The organism is Leptospira tipperaryensis (assembly GCF_001729245.1).
GTDB lineage: Bacteria > Spirochaetota > Leptospiria > Leptospirales > Leptospiraceae > Leptospira > Leptospira tipperaryensis.
Genome location: NZ_CP015218.1, coordinates 314108 through 328199 on the forward strand (window position 1 = coordinate 314108; position 14092 = coordinate 328199).

Sequence of the window (14092 nt, forward strand, 5' to 3'; positions counted from 1 at the left end):
ATCGCGTATAAATCCTCATTCACCCGAAATGCTCACGCAGGTTTTTGTACACGCAAACGTTCCGGTGGAAAGTCCCGTAATCTGAGACAGACCGCTTTGGTTACAGGTTCCCGCAGAATTTCGACTCGTCCAATAAGACCTGTTACAATCCATAAGACATGCCTTGGCGCGATCCGTAAATTTTGCAAAGGTCGCGGAACTCACCAAAGAAGAACAATAATTCTGATAAGTCCCAAGAGTCGCACTTCCGCTAAATAATGTTACGATCCCGACTTCCGAAAGCGGAGTGGGGAGATCGGGCGCCTGATTCAAACAGGATTGCGCCGCTTGCAAAGACGAAATACAAGACTGAACCGGATCCGTAGGAGGTAAAAGTAAATACTGAAGAATCACTCTTTTTTCATTGTCTCGATTGAAACTGTCGTCTTCGTTCGGCAAGTTATTACAATTCAAAACCCAATTCAGAACAAAAAGAATGACGATCAGATTTCCAATCCATTCTTTCCAATACAAAGGTTGTTTTTTTTTCATCAGAACTTCACCTCGATCCCCAGGTTGAAGAACGGAATTACCATTCCTCCCGGCAAAGTCAGGGTTCCAAACGTCTGGCTTGGTTTCGGATTCGTAGCAGAGTAAGGACGCGTAACGTCGAAATCTTGACCGGAAACGTTCTGTCTCATGTAAACGTTGATGACTTCAAAGAATGTGTTTACGTAACCCCATTCGTAGTTTAAGAATCTGTCAAAACGAATGTCCAATCTATGATAATCCGCGAGACGTTTTGTGTTTGTATAATCCGCGAGATACGGATTGTTTGCGGATTGTGGAACCCAGATGATCTGGCCGTTAGCCGGGTTTGAAAAAGAACCGCCGTCGTCCCCGGTGATCGGAGTGATCGGAGTGGAAGTCAGATAAGACCATCTCGCACCGAACTGCCATTCTTGGCTGAATCTCCAACCGAAAACTACGTTGATGATATGAGTTCTATCGTAATCGTATAAAGTTTCCTTTGAATTATGATAGGACTGAGCAAGAAGCCTTTGTTCCGGTCCAGTCGCAACGGGAGCGAGCAAACCGTCCGGCTTATAAAGATTAGAATTTCTGAATGTTTGAGACCAGGTATAAGAAATCCAACCGAACCAGTCTCTCGTACCCGGAGCAGCAGTTTTACGAACCACAAATTCGTAACCGTGAGAACGACCGCTTCCGTTGTTGGAATAGTTGAGAGGTTTGTTGAGAATATACGGTTGAGTAACCTTTCCATACTGATCCGGATTGGTCCCTATGATTTCCGTAATATACGGATCGGATACGATCAAGTTGGAGAATTCTTGTTTGAAAACTTCTCCCTTTACCTGCCAATCGGAAGTAACCTGCTGATCGATCCCTCCGCCGTATTTGGTAGCCTTCTGAAATTTCAGGTGGGGGTTTCCGCTCTGTTCGGAGAACTGAGTGCTCAAAGGAAAGTTATAGTGTTCTCCTCCGCCTCCAAAGATCGTAGTTCCTTTTCCGATTCCTTCAAACTTATAAGAAATCTGAGCTCTTGGGCCAAGAGCCCCATTCTTAATATAAGGAATGTAATCGTATCTCGCGCCGGGTTCGATGAGTAAACCGCCGAACTTAATTTTCAAAGTTGTATAAGCGTTGTAGTATTTGCTACGTACACGATTCGTATCGGGAACGGTTCTAAAATCCGGACTCGCCGTATCGTAAGGATTCGGATCCGGATTGTTCGGATCGGATTGTTGAATCGTAGTTCCTGAGGTTTTGTAATTGAGAAAACGAACCTCGGAACCGAACTCAAGAGAAAGGTGTTTGTTCGGATCCCAATACGCGTCTTGTCGAATCCCGTTATATGCTCCGCTTGCTCTTTGTTTTGCCTTGATGGAACCCAATGCCACGTTAAAATCCGTAAACGGATCATAGCTGATCAATGTGATACGATTGGAGAATTTTTCGGAGGCTCTCCAGGTATAACGAAATGCCTGCGTTCTATAACCTTGACCTGCGGAAAGATTCCCTCCTGCGAATGCTGCCAACTGATCTTTGGTAGGATCGTTCTGAGGTTTTGCCGGAGGATTTAATGCAAAGTCGTCCTTTGCAGTCATAGAATAAAATGAAATCTGGTGTTGATCGTTGAAGTTGTAGACCATCTTCACTTGAGAATCCGTATATCGAGGAAGACGAACTCCGTCCGGAAGAAGACTTCCTCCTGAAAGGTTGCCTAACGTTTCAAACGTTTTGTCGATATAACCGACCTTAACCGCGCCGAGAATATAACCTTTCCCCCCGGCGAATGTGGTTTGGTAATTGGCGGAAGCGGCCCAGAGAGAAGTCAAAAAATTTCCGGAAGTTTTCTGAACCTTATCGGGAGATTCGATTTCGATCACCCCGCCGAGTGCGTTGTTAAAATTCGAAGGGAGCACGCCCGTATAAACGTCCATAGACTTGATCAAGTTTCCGTTGATCGTCGCGGTCAAACCGTCGAAGTGAAACGGATAAAGAATCGGAAGATCGTCATACAGATAAAGGTTTGTATTCGGATCGGCTCCGCGGAATACGTAATTGCTCGCGCCCCCGCCGAACGCGGAAACTGGGACCACCCCGGGAATGGTTTCGATAGAACGAAGAGGTTCTCCAAAAGTTCCCGGCATCCGTTTGATTTCTTCAAAACGAAGTTTGGTCCGGGACATGAGTTGTTTTTCTCTTTCACCCGTAACGTTGATCCCACCTTTACTACTTACGCCGCTCACGGAAGCGGGATCGGTGTAGATCAAAACGGTATCCGAAGATTCTCCAACTTCCTGACGAATCTCCTGCATTCCTGTATCTCTCAAAATACGAAACGTATAATTCCCGGAAGCAGGAACCACACCTTCAAAATAACCTTCCGCATCCGTTTGATAGAATTTTTTAGTTTCCGAAACACGAACGCTTACGTTCGCTTCTCCCGAATTTTTGCCGCGAGAATAAATGCGAGCTCGAAAGGAAACTTCCGCGAAAAGTTCTCCGGCGGGAAAGGCAAGAAGAATGACCAATAAGTTTCTAATGAGTTTCATCGTCTGCCTTTCTATAATTTAGTTTTCACGAAAACTTCTTGGTAGTTGAGATACCAAGGAATATCATCGAGAGGTTTGTCTACGTAGAGTAAAACACAAGCAAACGGATAAGAAACAAAGGGACATTCCGATCTTGTGATCGCGATCGTACAGAGATCCAAATTCTTTTGCTGCACGTCTTCGACTACGATCGGGAAAGGAACCGGAATTTGAGTCCCACATTTGCGGGCCAAATAACTCGCGGCGGCATAGATCTGACTCTGCGAATCGTTGGGATGAACGACTTCGGGCCGAACGCAGTTTTGCGAAAACAACATGATCCCCAAAATCAAAACAAAGAAGAATGTTTTGAATTTCAGTTTTTTATTATATTCAAACATACTAATTCTTTTTACCGCCGACGGAAATTCCGCCAGATTCTTGCGGTGGATTGGAAGACTTTTTACCGCCGCCCACCGAAATCCCTCCGGAAGAAGGAGCATCGGATTCTGTTTTAACTGCGGAAGGATCTTTGGCGGACTCCGCATCTTTTCTTTGTTGTTCGAGTTTTAATTTTTCGGCTTCTTCTCGATTTCCGATCACGCTTCCCTTAACTTTCAAAACGGAAACCGTTCCTAAAGGAAACATAACGTGTGTTTCATGCCAAACCTGAATGTTGACGATACTTCTTCCGCCCGGAACTTTTTGTACGGCTTGACTGAGCGCGTAATCAATGCTGATCGGATTTGTGATCGGGATTAAACCGAAAACAAAAAACGTAGAAGATTCTCCCATGGATTCTTCCAAAACGTCGTAGCCGGAAGTTCGGATGATCGTCGCGGAATCGTAGATTCCGGGAGAACGAACTCTTCCGCCCGGAGAAAAGAGGGAAGCGCCCATACAATTCTCAAAAATCGAAAGGAGAAGGATAAAAAAGATTCCGTTTCCGAAAAAACGAAAGATCTTTTTATTTAGTTCTCTTTTTACCGGATTGATCATTGAGTTGATCCTCGAATTTTATCGCTTCTGCGTTGATATGCAGTCTGTTTACGGTAATAAAAAGAAGAATGTATTTGTCCGTCCAATAACGAATATTAATCAATGCGTCCGCTTCTTTTTCAGCTAACATCGAGTTGACGAGTTTGTCGATTGGAGGCTCCGATAGGGGAATTCCTACGATCGCCATGTCGAAGGTGTTCCAACTTTTGTGGCCTTCCACGGGACCGATTACCTTATATTTACGATCCGCTACGGGAATATTGCTCGTCGCCATTCCCGCCGATGAAGTGGCGCAATTTATAAGAATGAGTGAGAAAAAAATAAAAGCGAAAATCTGAAAAGATCTCATAATACCTGCCTGCAACCGGGGTAAAATCAGCATCCTCTGGAAGACCTATTTCTTTGTGAAATCTTCCGTGGATAGTGTATCTACCAGATACTATCTGGTAGATACAAGAGCAAGAATAAATTCTTAACTGAAAATTACGTCCTGAATCCCTTTGCTAATTATAATCTTCATTTTTAGAAAAGAATGACAAGCTCATAGAAAAAAAGTTTCGTTTTCTGAAAAAATAGGGTTTGCAAAAAGAAAAATCAAATCGAATTCGAGGGAGTTTTTGGGAACAATTTGAGATCTTGCGAGGTCCGGTGAGGATCACTTTTGATTTCGTTTTCTATATTCTTGGATCAATTTTTCAGCGGCTTGAAAAGAACTGATTTTGTGTTGGCTTACCTTTTCTTCCATATCCTGATAAAGGTCCTTCATCCGGGAATAGAAGTCGCCCATCAGATGTTCGGAAACGGTTTCTTCCAGCCAATATTTCGCCTGATCGGTTCTGCGAATTTCAAAGTATCCGTTGGACTTTAGAGTTTTCTCATATTCTAATATTTGAGTCCAGATTTCCGAGATTCCTTCCTTGGTCACGGCGGAACACGAAAGCACCTTCGGAACCCAACCGTTTTCATTTGAAGGAAAAAAATGAATGGCCGATTGTGTTTCGACTCGAGTGAATTCCGCTCTTGTCTTGTTGTCTCCGTCGGCTTTGGTCACGGCAAAAAGATCCGCCATTTCCATAATTCCTCTTTTGATTCCTTGGAGTTCGTCGCCCGCACCCGCGATCAAAAGAAGCAAAAACAAATCCACCATAGAATGCACCGCCGTCTCGGATTGTCCGACTCCGACGGTTTCCACAAAGACCGTATCAAAACCCGCGGCCTCACAGAGGTAGATCGTCTCCCGGGTTTTTCTTGCAACTCCGCCCAAAGAATCTCCGGAGGGAGAAGGCCGAATGAATGCGGATTCGCTTTTGGACAACTCGAACATTCTCGTCTTGTCTCCGAGAATACTTCCCCCCGAAATCTGACTCGATGGATCGATCGTCAGGACCGCGAGTTTTTTTCCCTGAGAGATCACGTGCATCCCGAAGGCTTCGATGAAGGTGCTCTTTCCGACTCCGGGAATTCCTGTGATTCCGATTCGAACCGAATTTCCGGAATGCGGAAGACAAGCGTCTACGATCTTTTCTGCGAGTTCTTTGTGAGCGGGGAGAGAGCTTTCGACGAGCGTAATCGCACGAGCGAGAATCATCTTGTCTCCGGAAAGAATTCCTTTTACAAATTCTTCAGCCGAAGGAAGTGCCTTCCTATGAATTCCGGTTGATCGGATTCCGCTAGAAGGCATTCCGGATGATTCTGATCCGCTCAAGGATATGGATTCCTTAAACTTTTACTTTAGAAGATTCTAAATCTTTAATGAGAAGTTCTAAGATATCCGCGGCCGCTTTGGAGATTTTTGTTCCCGGTCCGAAGATTCCCGTCACTCCCGCTTTGTAAAGAGTATCGTAATCCTGTTGAGGAATCACTCCGCCTGCGATGACCATGATGTCTTCTCTTCCGAGTTTTTTCAATTCTCCGATAACTTGTGGCACGAGAGTTTTATGACCCGCAGCCAAACTCGAAACTCCAAGAATGTGCACGTCGTTTTCCACGGCTTGTTTCGCGGCTTCCGCCGGGGTTTGGAATAGAGGCCCTATATCGACGTCGAATCCCATGTCGGCAAAACTCGTGGAGATGACTTTCGCTCCTCGATCGTGTCCGTCCTGACCCATCTTCGCGACCATGATTCTAGGACGTCTTCCTTCGAGGGTCGCAAACTTGTCCGAAAGTTCTTTGGCCCTTTTGAAATCCGGATCATCTTCGATTTCGGAAGAATAAACTCCCGAGATCGAACGGATCGTTGCTTGGTATCTTCCGAATACTTTTTCCATAGCATAGGAGATTTCGCCGAGGGTAGCGCGTTTGCGCGCCGCATCCACCGCCAATGCGAGAAGATTTCCTTCTCCACCGCCGGCGCATTTTGTGATCGCGTCGAGCGCGGCGGTCACGTCGGCTCCGTTTCGATTCTTCTTTAACTCCGCGAGTCTTCGGAGCTGAGATTCTCTCACGGCAGTATTATCGATATCTAATATATCTAAGGGTTTTTCTTCGACGGCTCTATAACGGTTTACTCCGACGATCACGTCCCTGCCTGAGTCGATCTTCGCCTGTTTGCGTGCGGCGGCCTCTTCAATTCTCATCTTAGGAATTCCGGTTTCGATCGCCTTCGCGATTCCGCCTAACTTTTCAACTTCTTCGATGAGCTCCCAAGCACGGTGAGCGAGAGAATGAGTCAGAGATTCTACGTAGTAGGAACCTCCCCAAGGATCGACGACGCGGTGAATGTTCGTTTCTTCTTGCAAAAAGATCTGAGTGTTTCTCGCAATTCTCGCGGAGAAGTCGGTCGGAAGCGCGATCGCTTCGTCGAGCGCGTTTGTGTGAAGAGACTGCGTATGTCCAAGAGAAGCGGCCAAGGCTTCGATACAAGTCCTCGCGACGTTGTTGAACGGATCCTGTTCCGTCAAACTCCAACCGGATGTCTGACAGTGAGTTCTTAGCGCGAGGGACTTTAGATTTTTTGGATTGAATTGTTTTACGAGTTTCGCCCAGAGAAGACGTCCCGCTCTCATCTTTGCGATTTCCATAAAGTGATTCATTCCGATCGCCCAGAAAAAGGAAAGACGAGGCGCGAATGTATCCACGTCCATTCCCGCTTTGATTCCGGTTCGAAGATATTCGAGTCCGTCTGCGAGAGTGTAGGCGAGTTCGATATCGGCGGTCGCTCCGGCTTCCTGCATGTGATAACCCGAAATCGAGATCGAGTTGAACTTGGGCATAAAATCCGAAGTATATTTAAAAATATCGGCGATGATCTTCATCGAAGGAAGGGGAGGATAAATATACGTATTCCGAACCATGAATTCTTTTAGAATGTCGTTCTGAATCGTTCCGGAAAGTTTATCCGCACTCACACCTTGTTCTTCCGCGGCTACAATATAAAACGCTAATATAGGAACCACGGCCCCGTTCATCGTCATCGAAACCGACATCTGATCCAGAGGAATCTGATCAAAGAGAATCTTCATGTCTAAGATCGAATCGATCGCAACCCCGGCCTTACCGACGTCGCCGACCACACGTTCGTGATCGGAGTCGTATCCTCTGTGAGTCGCCAAGTCGAATGCGACCGAAAGACCTTTTTGTCCGGCCGCTAAGTTTCTACGATAGAATGCGTTGGATTCTTCCGCGGTGGAAAATCCAGCGTATTGACGGATCGTCCACGGTTGTTGGACATACATCGTGGAATAGGGCCCGCGTAAGTAGGGAGAAATTCCAGCTCCATAGTCGAGGTGTTCCATCCCGGCGAGGTCTTCCGCGGTATAAACCGGTTTTACGGGAATCTTTTCGGGAGTGTTCCAGATCTTCGGATCGATGGAACCTAAGCCTAACTCGTCAAGAGCCGCCTTTTCCCAGTCGGATTTGGAAGCCGTTTTGTTTCCCTGTGGCACATAACGTTTTGGATCAAAACTCGGACGTTTCATTGGATGCCCAGCCTTTTCTGAATGGTTTTCAGAGTTTCTAAATGTTGGGATTTTACGTGGATAAACAATTCGATTCCTTTGGATTTAATAGAATCGATTTGTTCTACCGGATTCCCGGCTACGATTCCTAAAAGACTTGGGTTTTGTTTTTTGAGAACTGAAAAGACCGAATCTACAAGTCCCGAAATTTCCTCGTCACTGGAGCAAAAGACAACGACGTCCGCGTTGTGTTCCTTCAGACCTTGCAAAGCTTCTTCCGGTGTCGCATAACTTCCCGGATCGATCACCTTGTAACCGGCGCAGGCGAGAAAGTTTTGGGAGAAGATGGCTCTTGCCTTTTTCATCTTCAAGTCTCCCATCGGAAGCAAAAGTACCGTCGGAGTTTTTCCGTTCTTCTTGGCAAAACCTTCGGTCTTGATTCGAATCTCTTCGATTCCGGCTCCGGCTCTGAATTCGGGAATCACTTCGCATGTGATTTCTCCCGAGACCGATTCGATCGTTCCCGAAAGTCCGTGAACGTTGAGTTCGCTCACTGAAATTCTATCTTCTCCATTTGGATACTGATTGGTTCCGAGAAGAATTTCTTTTCGGATCGCGAGATTGTCTTCTTTCTTCTTTCTGGATTCGGAGATTTTCTTTTGGACGATTCCTTTTTTTACGGCTTCTAAGAATCCGCCGGCGGATTCGATCTCACAGAAAATTTCCCAAGCCTTTTTTGTAATCGAATCGGTGAGGGATTCGAGATAATACGAACCCGCGGAAGGATCTACCACTTTGTCTACGTGCGATTCGTGTTTCATGAGGAGTTGGATGTTTCTCGCGATTCTCAGAGAAAAAGAATCAGAAGTTTTTAATATACTATCGTAAGGAGAAACGTTGATCACTTCGCATCCGCCGATCGCGGCCGACATCGCTTCCGTCGTCGCACGAAGCATGTTTACGTTTGGATCATAGGCGCTGTAGTTGTAGCGACAAGTGTGAGCGGATAAAAACGCGTGCAGAGACGATTCTTCTTTGGGTTCGAATTCTTTGAGAATTGTAGCCCACAAAATTCTTGCGGCGCGAAACTTTGCGATCTCTAAAAAGTAATCGGGACCGATGGAGAATTCGAAAATCATCTGAGACACGATCGTATCTACGGACATTCCCGCTTCCCGAAGTTGTTGTACGTATTCCGCTCCAGCGGATAACGTGAAGGCCAATTCTTCGGAGATCGTGGAACCCGCGTCTCGAAAGCTGGAAGAATAAACGCTGAGTCCTCGGAAATGCGGCCAAGAAGAAGCGAATGATTCTAAGATTTCCTTGAGCGCCACAATCGAATGTTTTCCCGATCTTCCGTGTTTGAGAAGAATCCGAAACGGATCATAGCCGAGTCCGCCTACAAGAACCTTTCCTTTCGGAAGCCAGGAGAAAATTTCAGGCGATCTTTCTTCCGCGATAAAATGAAGAGTGACTTGATCGAAAGGAAGTCCGTCGATCAGAGCTTCCAAATCCTTGGAAGAATGGACCGGGATTCCTCTTTGTGGAGAAGTTTTGTTTTCTATGATAAATCCGATTGCGGTTACTCCGCTTTTTGCGGCGTCTTTTGCGAGACGATTCGCTTCCGCGATGGAAGAAGAATCAAAGTCCTGACGGATGCTCCAGTCTTGAACGAGCTTTCTTGTGGATCTCGCAAAAGGAAAAGTCCCGGGAAGATTGGATGTCAGCCATTGTTTGTCTGCGATATCTTCCTTTGTATAAACGGGTTGGATCTTAAATCCTTCCGTCGTTTCCCAAACCAGTTTTTTCTCAAAGTCCGCGCCCTTGAGATCTTTTTGGATGACCGCCATCCACGCTTCCCGAGTGACCGGGGGGAAGTCGGTAAATAATTTCTCGTTTGCCATTTTGAATGTTTCTCTTTTTTGAAAAGGCCCTACAAAGTTCTCTTTCTAGGGAACCTTGCAAAACCCTGGTGTAAAGTCAAAAACCCATTCTCAATTTCCATTTTTGGTTTTGAGATAATGGGGAACGGATGCCAGAATCGAAAGTGTAAGAGTTCCTACGATCACTCCTAAAGACACAAGGATCGGGATATGAATCTCGTGTCCGAAAACGTAAGTGGAAAAAAGAGGAAGGAGAAGTTTGAATCCTACGAACGCGAGTAAAACGCTCACTCCTTTTTTCAGAAATACAAAAAGTTCCATCACACCCGAGAGCATAAAGTAGAGAGAACGAAGACCGAGGATCGCAAAGATATTCGAAGTATAAACGATAAACGCGTCGGTCGTGATCGAAAAGATCGCCGGGATGGAATCCAAGGCGAACATGATATCGCTGAACTCGACGACGAGCAACGTGATGAACGTGGAAGTAAAAAGATAGTTTCCGTGTTCCTTGACTACGAACTTTTCAGGGTGATGCGCGTGTGTCATCGGAAGAATTTTTTTCGCAAACTTGATGATCGGAGAAGATTCCGGATGAAAGTCTTCCTCTTCTTCCTTATGAACATACATCTTCACGGCGGTGTAAAGAAGAAGAATTCCGAACAGATATAGGATCCAACTGAAAACGGAAATGAGCTCCGCGCCGACAAAAATCATAAAGGCTCGAAAGATCAAAGCTCCGATGATTCCCCATTTGAGAATCAGAGGTTGATACTGAGGTGTGATCCGGAACTTTTGAAAGACCATGATAAAGACAAAAAGATTGTCCACGGAAAGAGAATATTCCAAAAGATAACCGGTGATAAATTCGAGGGCTTTTGTTTTTCCCGCATCCGGATCGTTCGGGCCGTGATCCATTACAAAAATCAAAACGCTAAACGAAATCGCGAGACTAAACCAGAAAAGAGACCAATAAACGGATTCTCTCAGAGGAATTTTATGAGCTCGTTTGTTGAGAACAAAGAGATCAAGATAGATGAGCAGTCCCAAAACCACGGTAAAGATTCCAATTAACGTCAATTCTCCGGAGTTTACTTGGTTCATTTATCCCTCTTGTTTTTCCCGATTCTGGATGACAGAATCCAGGCTCTGTACAAAATTACAATCCCAATTCCCAAGAAGAAGGTTCAGATGATTCTACTGTTATTTTCCATCGCTTCCATAGCGCACTTCCTCGCACTCTACTTTGCACCGGGAGAAATCGCTCTCAAGCTGGGAACAAAAATTGTTCCGATTCTTATCTTGATTTTTTTCTCAGTCTTCGAAGGGAACTGGAAAGACCGTTCCGGAAAATACGTTTTTATCGGTTTGATCTTCTCGCTTTTTGGAGATACGTTCTTAGCTCTTCCCGGAAATTACTTCGTCTTCGGACTCGGTTCTTTTCTTGTTGCTCAGGTTTTATATTCGATCGGATTTTCGGTCGGGAATCCAGTGCACGTAGTTCGACTGATTCCTTACTTTGTATTTGGGCTTTTATTCTACACTTGGATTCTTCCGGGAATGGGTGCTTCTTTGTATGTGCCTGTCGCAGTCTATGTAAGTGCGATCTGCGTGATGGGTTGGAGGGCTTCTTCCAGAGAATGTCCCAAACCCGAATTCTGGAAATCTTTTTTCGGGTCTTTGATCTTCATCGCATCCGACAGCTTGATCGCGATGGGAAAGTTTCTGTCACTTCCAATCCCTTGGATCGGAATTTGGATCATGTTAACATACTACGCGGCTCAATTTCTGATCTATGAATCCGTGGAAGAAAATTAAATAATTATTGATTCAGTCTGTAACATAACTAAGATAGCAAAGAAATCGGGAGAATCTTTATTATGAATATTAAACCCTTAAAAGAAACGACATTTTTAGAAGCGGTAGCAGCCGCGATTCAACACGAAAAGGATTACTTCGAGTTTTATATGAGCACGTATGAAAAGCTTCCTCCCGGAAATACGAAAGAGCTTTTCGAAAGACTCGCCGAAGAAGTGGACGATCATATCAAGTTTATTACAGAATTGTACGAGCAAGCCGAAGGTTCCGAACTTCCGAACCTAAAACAACTTACCGCGATTCATAAGTTTCACGATTCCACTCTTCAGAGAATAATGAACAAGGTGGAGAGAACGATCTCCGGTCCGGGAAGTAAGGACGCACACGAAGCTCTGGAACTCGCAATTCGAGAAGCTGAAAACAGCGTTTCTTTTTACGAAAAACTCGCGAACAAATTTGAAGACGTGAACATCAAATCCCTCTTCACAAAACTCAAGGACTACAATCACAACTACCAATCTCTTCTGGAAACGGAATTGAACGGATTGGATCAATCCGGTTCCGGACAACAGGGAACTTTTTTCTGGGACGAACAAGCCGAAGAAGTAGCAAAGGCGGAAGCAAAACCGGCAAAGAGCGCGGCAGCTCCGAAAAAACCGAAAGCCCCCGTCGCAAAACCGACGCCTGTGGTAAAACCGGCTCCAACTCCAACCGCAAAAAAAGCGGCGACACCGGCTCCTAAAAAATCCGCGAGCAAATCGGTTGCGAAAAAGGCTGCGCCTAAGAAGAAAGCCGCTGTGAAAAAGACAGCGCCAAAACCGAAAAAAGCAGTAAAGAAGTCCGTTCCAAAAAAAGCGGCTCCCAAGAAAAAGATCGCTCCGAAAAAGAAAGCGGCAGCTAAAGCTAAGAAAAAAAGGTAATTCATAAGAATGTCGTCTACGGCGATCACAGATTGGAATAAAATCCAAGACATCTATCCGGTAAACCAGGAGATGATCTGGTTGAACAATTGCGGAACCACTCCTTGCAATTCCAACACGATCGACTCGGTTCAAGAATACTTGGAAGGATACGCAAAGAAGGGAGTTCTAACGGAAGTTCGAAAGTATACGAACGTAAAAAATTCGATCCGAAAAATCATTGCCGGGTTGATCAACTGCGATCCGGAAGAACTCTGCGTCATTCACAACACAAACGAAGGAATGAACTTTCTTTCCTTGGGTTTTCGTCTCAAGACAGGAGATGAAATTCTTCTATTAGAAAACGAATATCCGAGCAATATCTATCCTTGGGAACACTGGAAAGAAAAAGGCGTTAAAATCGGAACCATTCCGATGGCGAGCACACCGGATCAGTTTCTGGACAATCTCAAAGCTGCGGTTTCTTCTCACACCAAGATTGTTTCCCTTTCCGCAGTTCACTGGTGTACGGGAATGCCGTTTCCACTGGAAGAAATCGGGAACTTCTTAGATTCTAAAGGAATCGATTTTGTTCTCGACGGAGCGCAGGGAGTAGGTCTTGTTCCGATCGACGTAAAAAAGATGAAACTGAAATACATCGCCTTTCCCGCTTGGAAATGGCTACTCGGTCCTTTAGGACTCGGGATGTTGTACATCCAACAAGATAAGATCGACACGCTTGCTTTTCCGTTTAAGGGCACCGGTTCCGTGGTCAACGACGAGGTCTATTTACCTTATCGCGCGGAACTCAAACCGGGAGCGGACCGTTATGAAATCTCCAGCGGGAACTTTCTGGATTGGGTTTACTTTCAATCCACGCTCGAAATGCTTCAAAAAATCGGATTTCATTCCGTGATGGAAAGAATCTACGAACTCGCCGATTATCTTTCGGAAGGAATGAAAGGAATCGGATTCCAGATGGAACTCGATCATTTTCCGGATTACAGAACCGGAATCGTGGTCGGCTACAAAGAAGGAATTTCGATGGAAGAACTCGTTTCTTATCTCAAGAAGAATGGAGTGATGTGCGCTCTTCGTCTCGGAAAGGTTCGATTCTCACCTCATATCTACAATCGAAAAGATCAACTGGATCGAGTCGTGGAATTGCTCGGAAATTTTTCTTAGGAAAGAATCGAAAGGTTGCTCTCACATCTAAAAAGTAGGAACTCTTACTAAAATTGGATGGGGAAAGACCGCAATGGAACGGAAGACAACGGGCCAATGTGACAAAATCTGTAGGAGCTCCTCCGCCGGATTCGAAATTGCAAAAGATTCTCTTCGAAGTTCGGGACGAACTCAAACCAAGATTCATGGAATCAGGTTTTCCCAGAGAAAAAGTAGAAAGAAGAAGATTCTTTATAGAAAACTCGAACCGTTAAGATGAAAGTTTCCCGAAATCTGTAGGAGCTATTACAAAAATTCTTTTAGCACTCTTGCCTTACGATTCTTAGATAAAGAATGGAAAGAAAATTTTATCTCTTACGATTTTAAAGAGAATG

12 protein-coding genes are annotated in these 14092 nt (G+C 45.2%); 3 read left to right on the plus strand and 9 right to left on the minus strand.

The window, feature by feature from the left end; all coding sequences use genetic code 11:
- Window positions 1-15: 15 nt before the first annotated feature.
- From A0128_RS20860 to A0128_RS20900, 9 genes are all read right to left on the minus strand, one after another.
- Entirely contained in the window at window positions 16-531 is a 516-nt protein-coding gene (locus tag A0128_RS20860) for a hypothetical protein (protein ID WP_069609689.1), read from the minus strand.
- The gene (locus tag A0128_RS20865; protein WP_069609690.1) at window positions 531-3059 is read right to left on the minus strand and encodes a TonB-dependent receptor plug domain-containing protein; all 2529 of its coding nucleotides are present in this window, start codon (window positions 3057-3059) and stop codon (window positions 531-533) included. Before A0128_RS20865 ends, A0128_RS20860 begins: the two co-directional genes overlap by 1 nt.
- An 11-nt stretch (window positions 3060-3070) precedes the next feature.
- Window positions 3071-3376, minus strand: coding sequence for a hypothetical protein (locus tag A0128_RS20870; RefSeq protein WP_427854358.1), 306 nt, complete (start codon window positions 3374-3376; stop codon window positions 3071-3073).
- Between the two features lie 64 nt (window positions 3377-3440).
- Window positions 3441-4037, minus strand: a complete 597-nt coding sequence (locus A0128_RS20875; protein WP_069609691.1) for a hypothetical protein — start codon at window positions 4035-4037, stop codon at window positions 3441-3443.
- Complete coding sequence (locus A0128_RS20880) at window positions 4006-4386, minus strand: LIC20211 family lipoprotein (protein ID WP_069609692.1); 381 nt, start codon at window positions 4384-4386, stop codon at window positions 4006-4008. Before A0128_RS20880 ends, A0128_RS20875 begins: the two co-directional genes overlap by 32 nt.
- Before the next feature lie 306 nt (window positions 4387-4692).
- On the minus strand, window positions 4693-5742 hold the full coding sequence (meaB, locus tag A0128_RS20885; protein ID WP_069609693.1) for a methylmalonyl Co-A mutase-associated GTPase MeaB: 1050 nt from the start codon (window positions 5740-5742) through the stop codon (window positions 4693-4695).
- Between the two features lie 13 nt (window positions 5743-5755).
- Window positions 5756-7954, minus strand: coding sequence for a methylmalonyl-CoA mutase (gene scpA, locus A0128_RS20890; protein WP_069609694.1), 2199 nt, complete (start codon window positions 7952-7954; stop codon window positions 5756-5758).
- Window positions 7951-9837, minus strand: a complete 1887-nt coding sequence (locus A0128_RS20895) for a methylmalonyl-CoA mutase family protein (protein ID WP_069609695.1) — start codon at window positions 9835-9837, stop codon at window positions 7951-7953. Before A0128_RS20895 ends, scpA begins: the two co-directional genes overlap by 4 nt.
- A gap of 90 nt (window positions 9838-9927) precedes the next feature.
- Entirely contained in the window at window positions 9928-10920 is a 993-nt protein-coding gene (locus A0128_RS20900; protein WP_069609696.1) for a TerC family protein, read from the minus strand.
- Window positions 10921-11007: 87 nt separating this feature from the next.
- On the opposite strand from A0128_RS20900, the gene A0128_RS20905 reads away from it, so the two are divergent.
- The 3 genes from A0128_RS20905 to A0128_RS20915 all read left to right on the plus strand — a co-directional run bounded on the left by A0128_RS20905 (window position 11008) and on the right by A0128_RS20915 (window position 13718).
- Window positions 11008-11634 carry a lysoplasmalogenase gene (locus A0128_RS20905; RefSeq protein ID WP_069609863.1) on the plus strand — a complete coding sequence of 209 codons (627 nt, stop codon included), beginning with the start codon at window positions 11008-11010 and terminating at the stop codon, window positions 11632-11634.
- Between the two features lie 62 nt (window positions 11635-11696).
- Window positions 11697-12554, plus strand: a complete 858-nt coding sequence (locus A0128_RS20910) for a ferritin-like domain-containing protein (protein ID WP_069609697.1) — start codon at window positions 11697-11699, stop codon at window positions 12552-12554.
- Between the two features lie 9 nt (window positions 12555-12563).
- Entirely contained in the window at window positions 12564-13718 is a 1155-nt protein-coding gene (locus A0128_RS20915; protein ID WP_069609698.1) for an aminotransferase class V-fold PLP-dependent enzyme, read from the plus strand.
- The last annotated feature ends 374 nt before the right edge of the window (window positions 13719-14092 follow it).

Coding starts and splice junctions, on each gene's coding strand:
- A0128_RS20860 (WP_069609689.1), bottom strand. CDS start 531: ATGAAAAAAAAACAACCTTTGTATTGGAAAGAATGGATTGGAAATCTG.
- A0128_RS20865 (WP_069609690.1), bottom strand. CDS start 3,059: ATGAAACTCATTAGAAACTTATTGGTCATTCTTCTTGCCTTTCCCGCC.
- A0128_RS20870 (WP_427854358.1), bottom strand. CDS start 3,376: ATGTTGTTTTCGCAAAACTGCGTTCGGCCCGAAGTCGTTCATCCCAAC.
- A0128_RS20875 (WP_069609691.1), bottom strand. CDS start 4,037: ATGATCAATCCGGTAAAAAGAGAACTAAATAAAAAGATCTTTCGTTTT.
- A0128_RS20880 (WP_069609692.1), bottom strand. CDS start 4,386: ATGAGATCTTTTCAGATTTTCGCTTTTATTTTTTTCTCACTCATTCTT.
- scpA (WP_069609694.1), bottom strand. CDS start 7,954: ATGAAACGTCCGAGTTTTGATCCAAAACGTTATGTGCCACAGGGAAAC.
- A0128_RS20895 (WP_069609695.1), bottom strand. CDS start 9,837: ATGGCAAACGAGAAATTATTTACCGACTTCCCCCCGGTCACTCGGGAA.
- A0128_RS20900 (WP_069609696.1), bottom strand. CDS start 10,920: ATGAACCAAGTAAACTCCGGAGAATTGACGTTAATTGGAATCTTTACC.
- A0128_RS20905 (WP_069609863.1), top strand. CDS start 11,008: ATGATTCTACTGTTATTTTCCATCGCTTCCATAGCGCACTTCCTCGCA.
- A0128_RS20910 (WP_069609697.1), top strand. CDS start 11,697: ATGAATATTAAACCCTTAAAAGAAACGACATTTTTAGAAGCGGTAGCA.
- A0128_RS20915 (WP_069609698.1), top strand. CDS start 12,564: ATGTCGTCTACGGCGATCACAGATTGGAATAAAATCCAAGACATCTAT.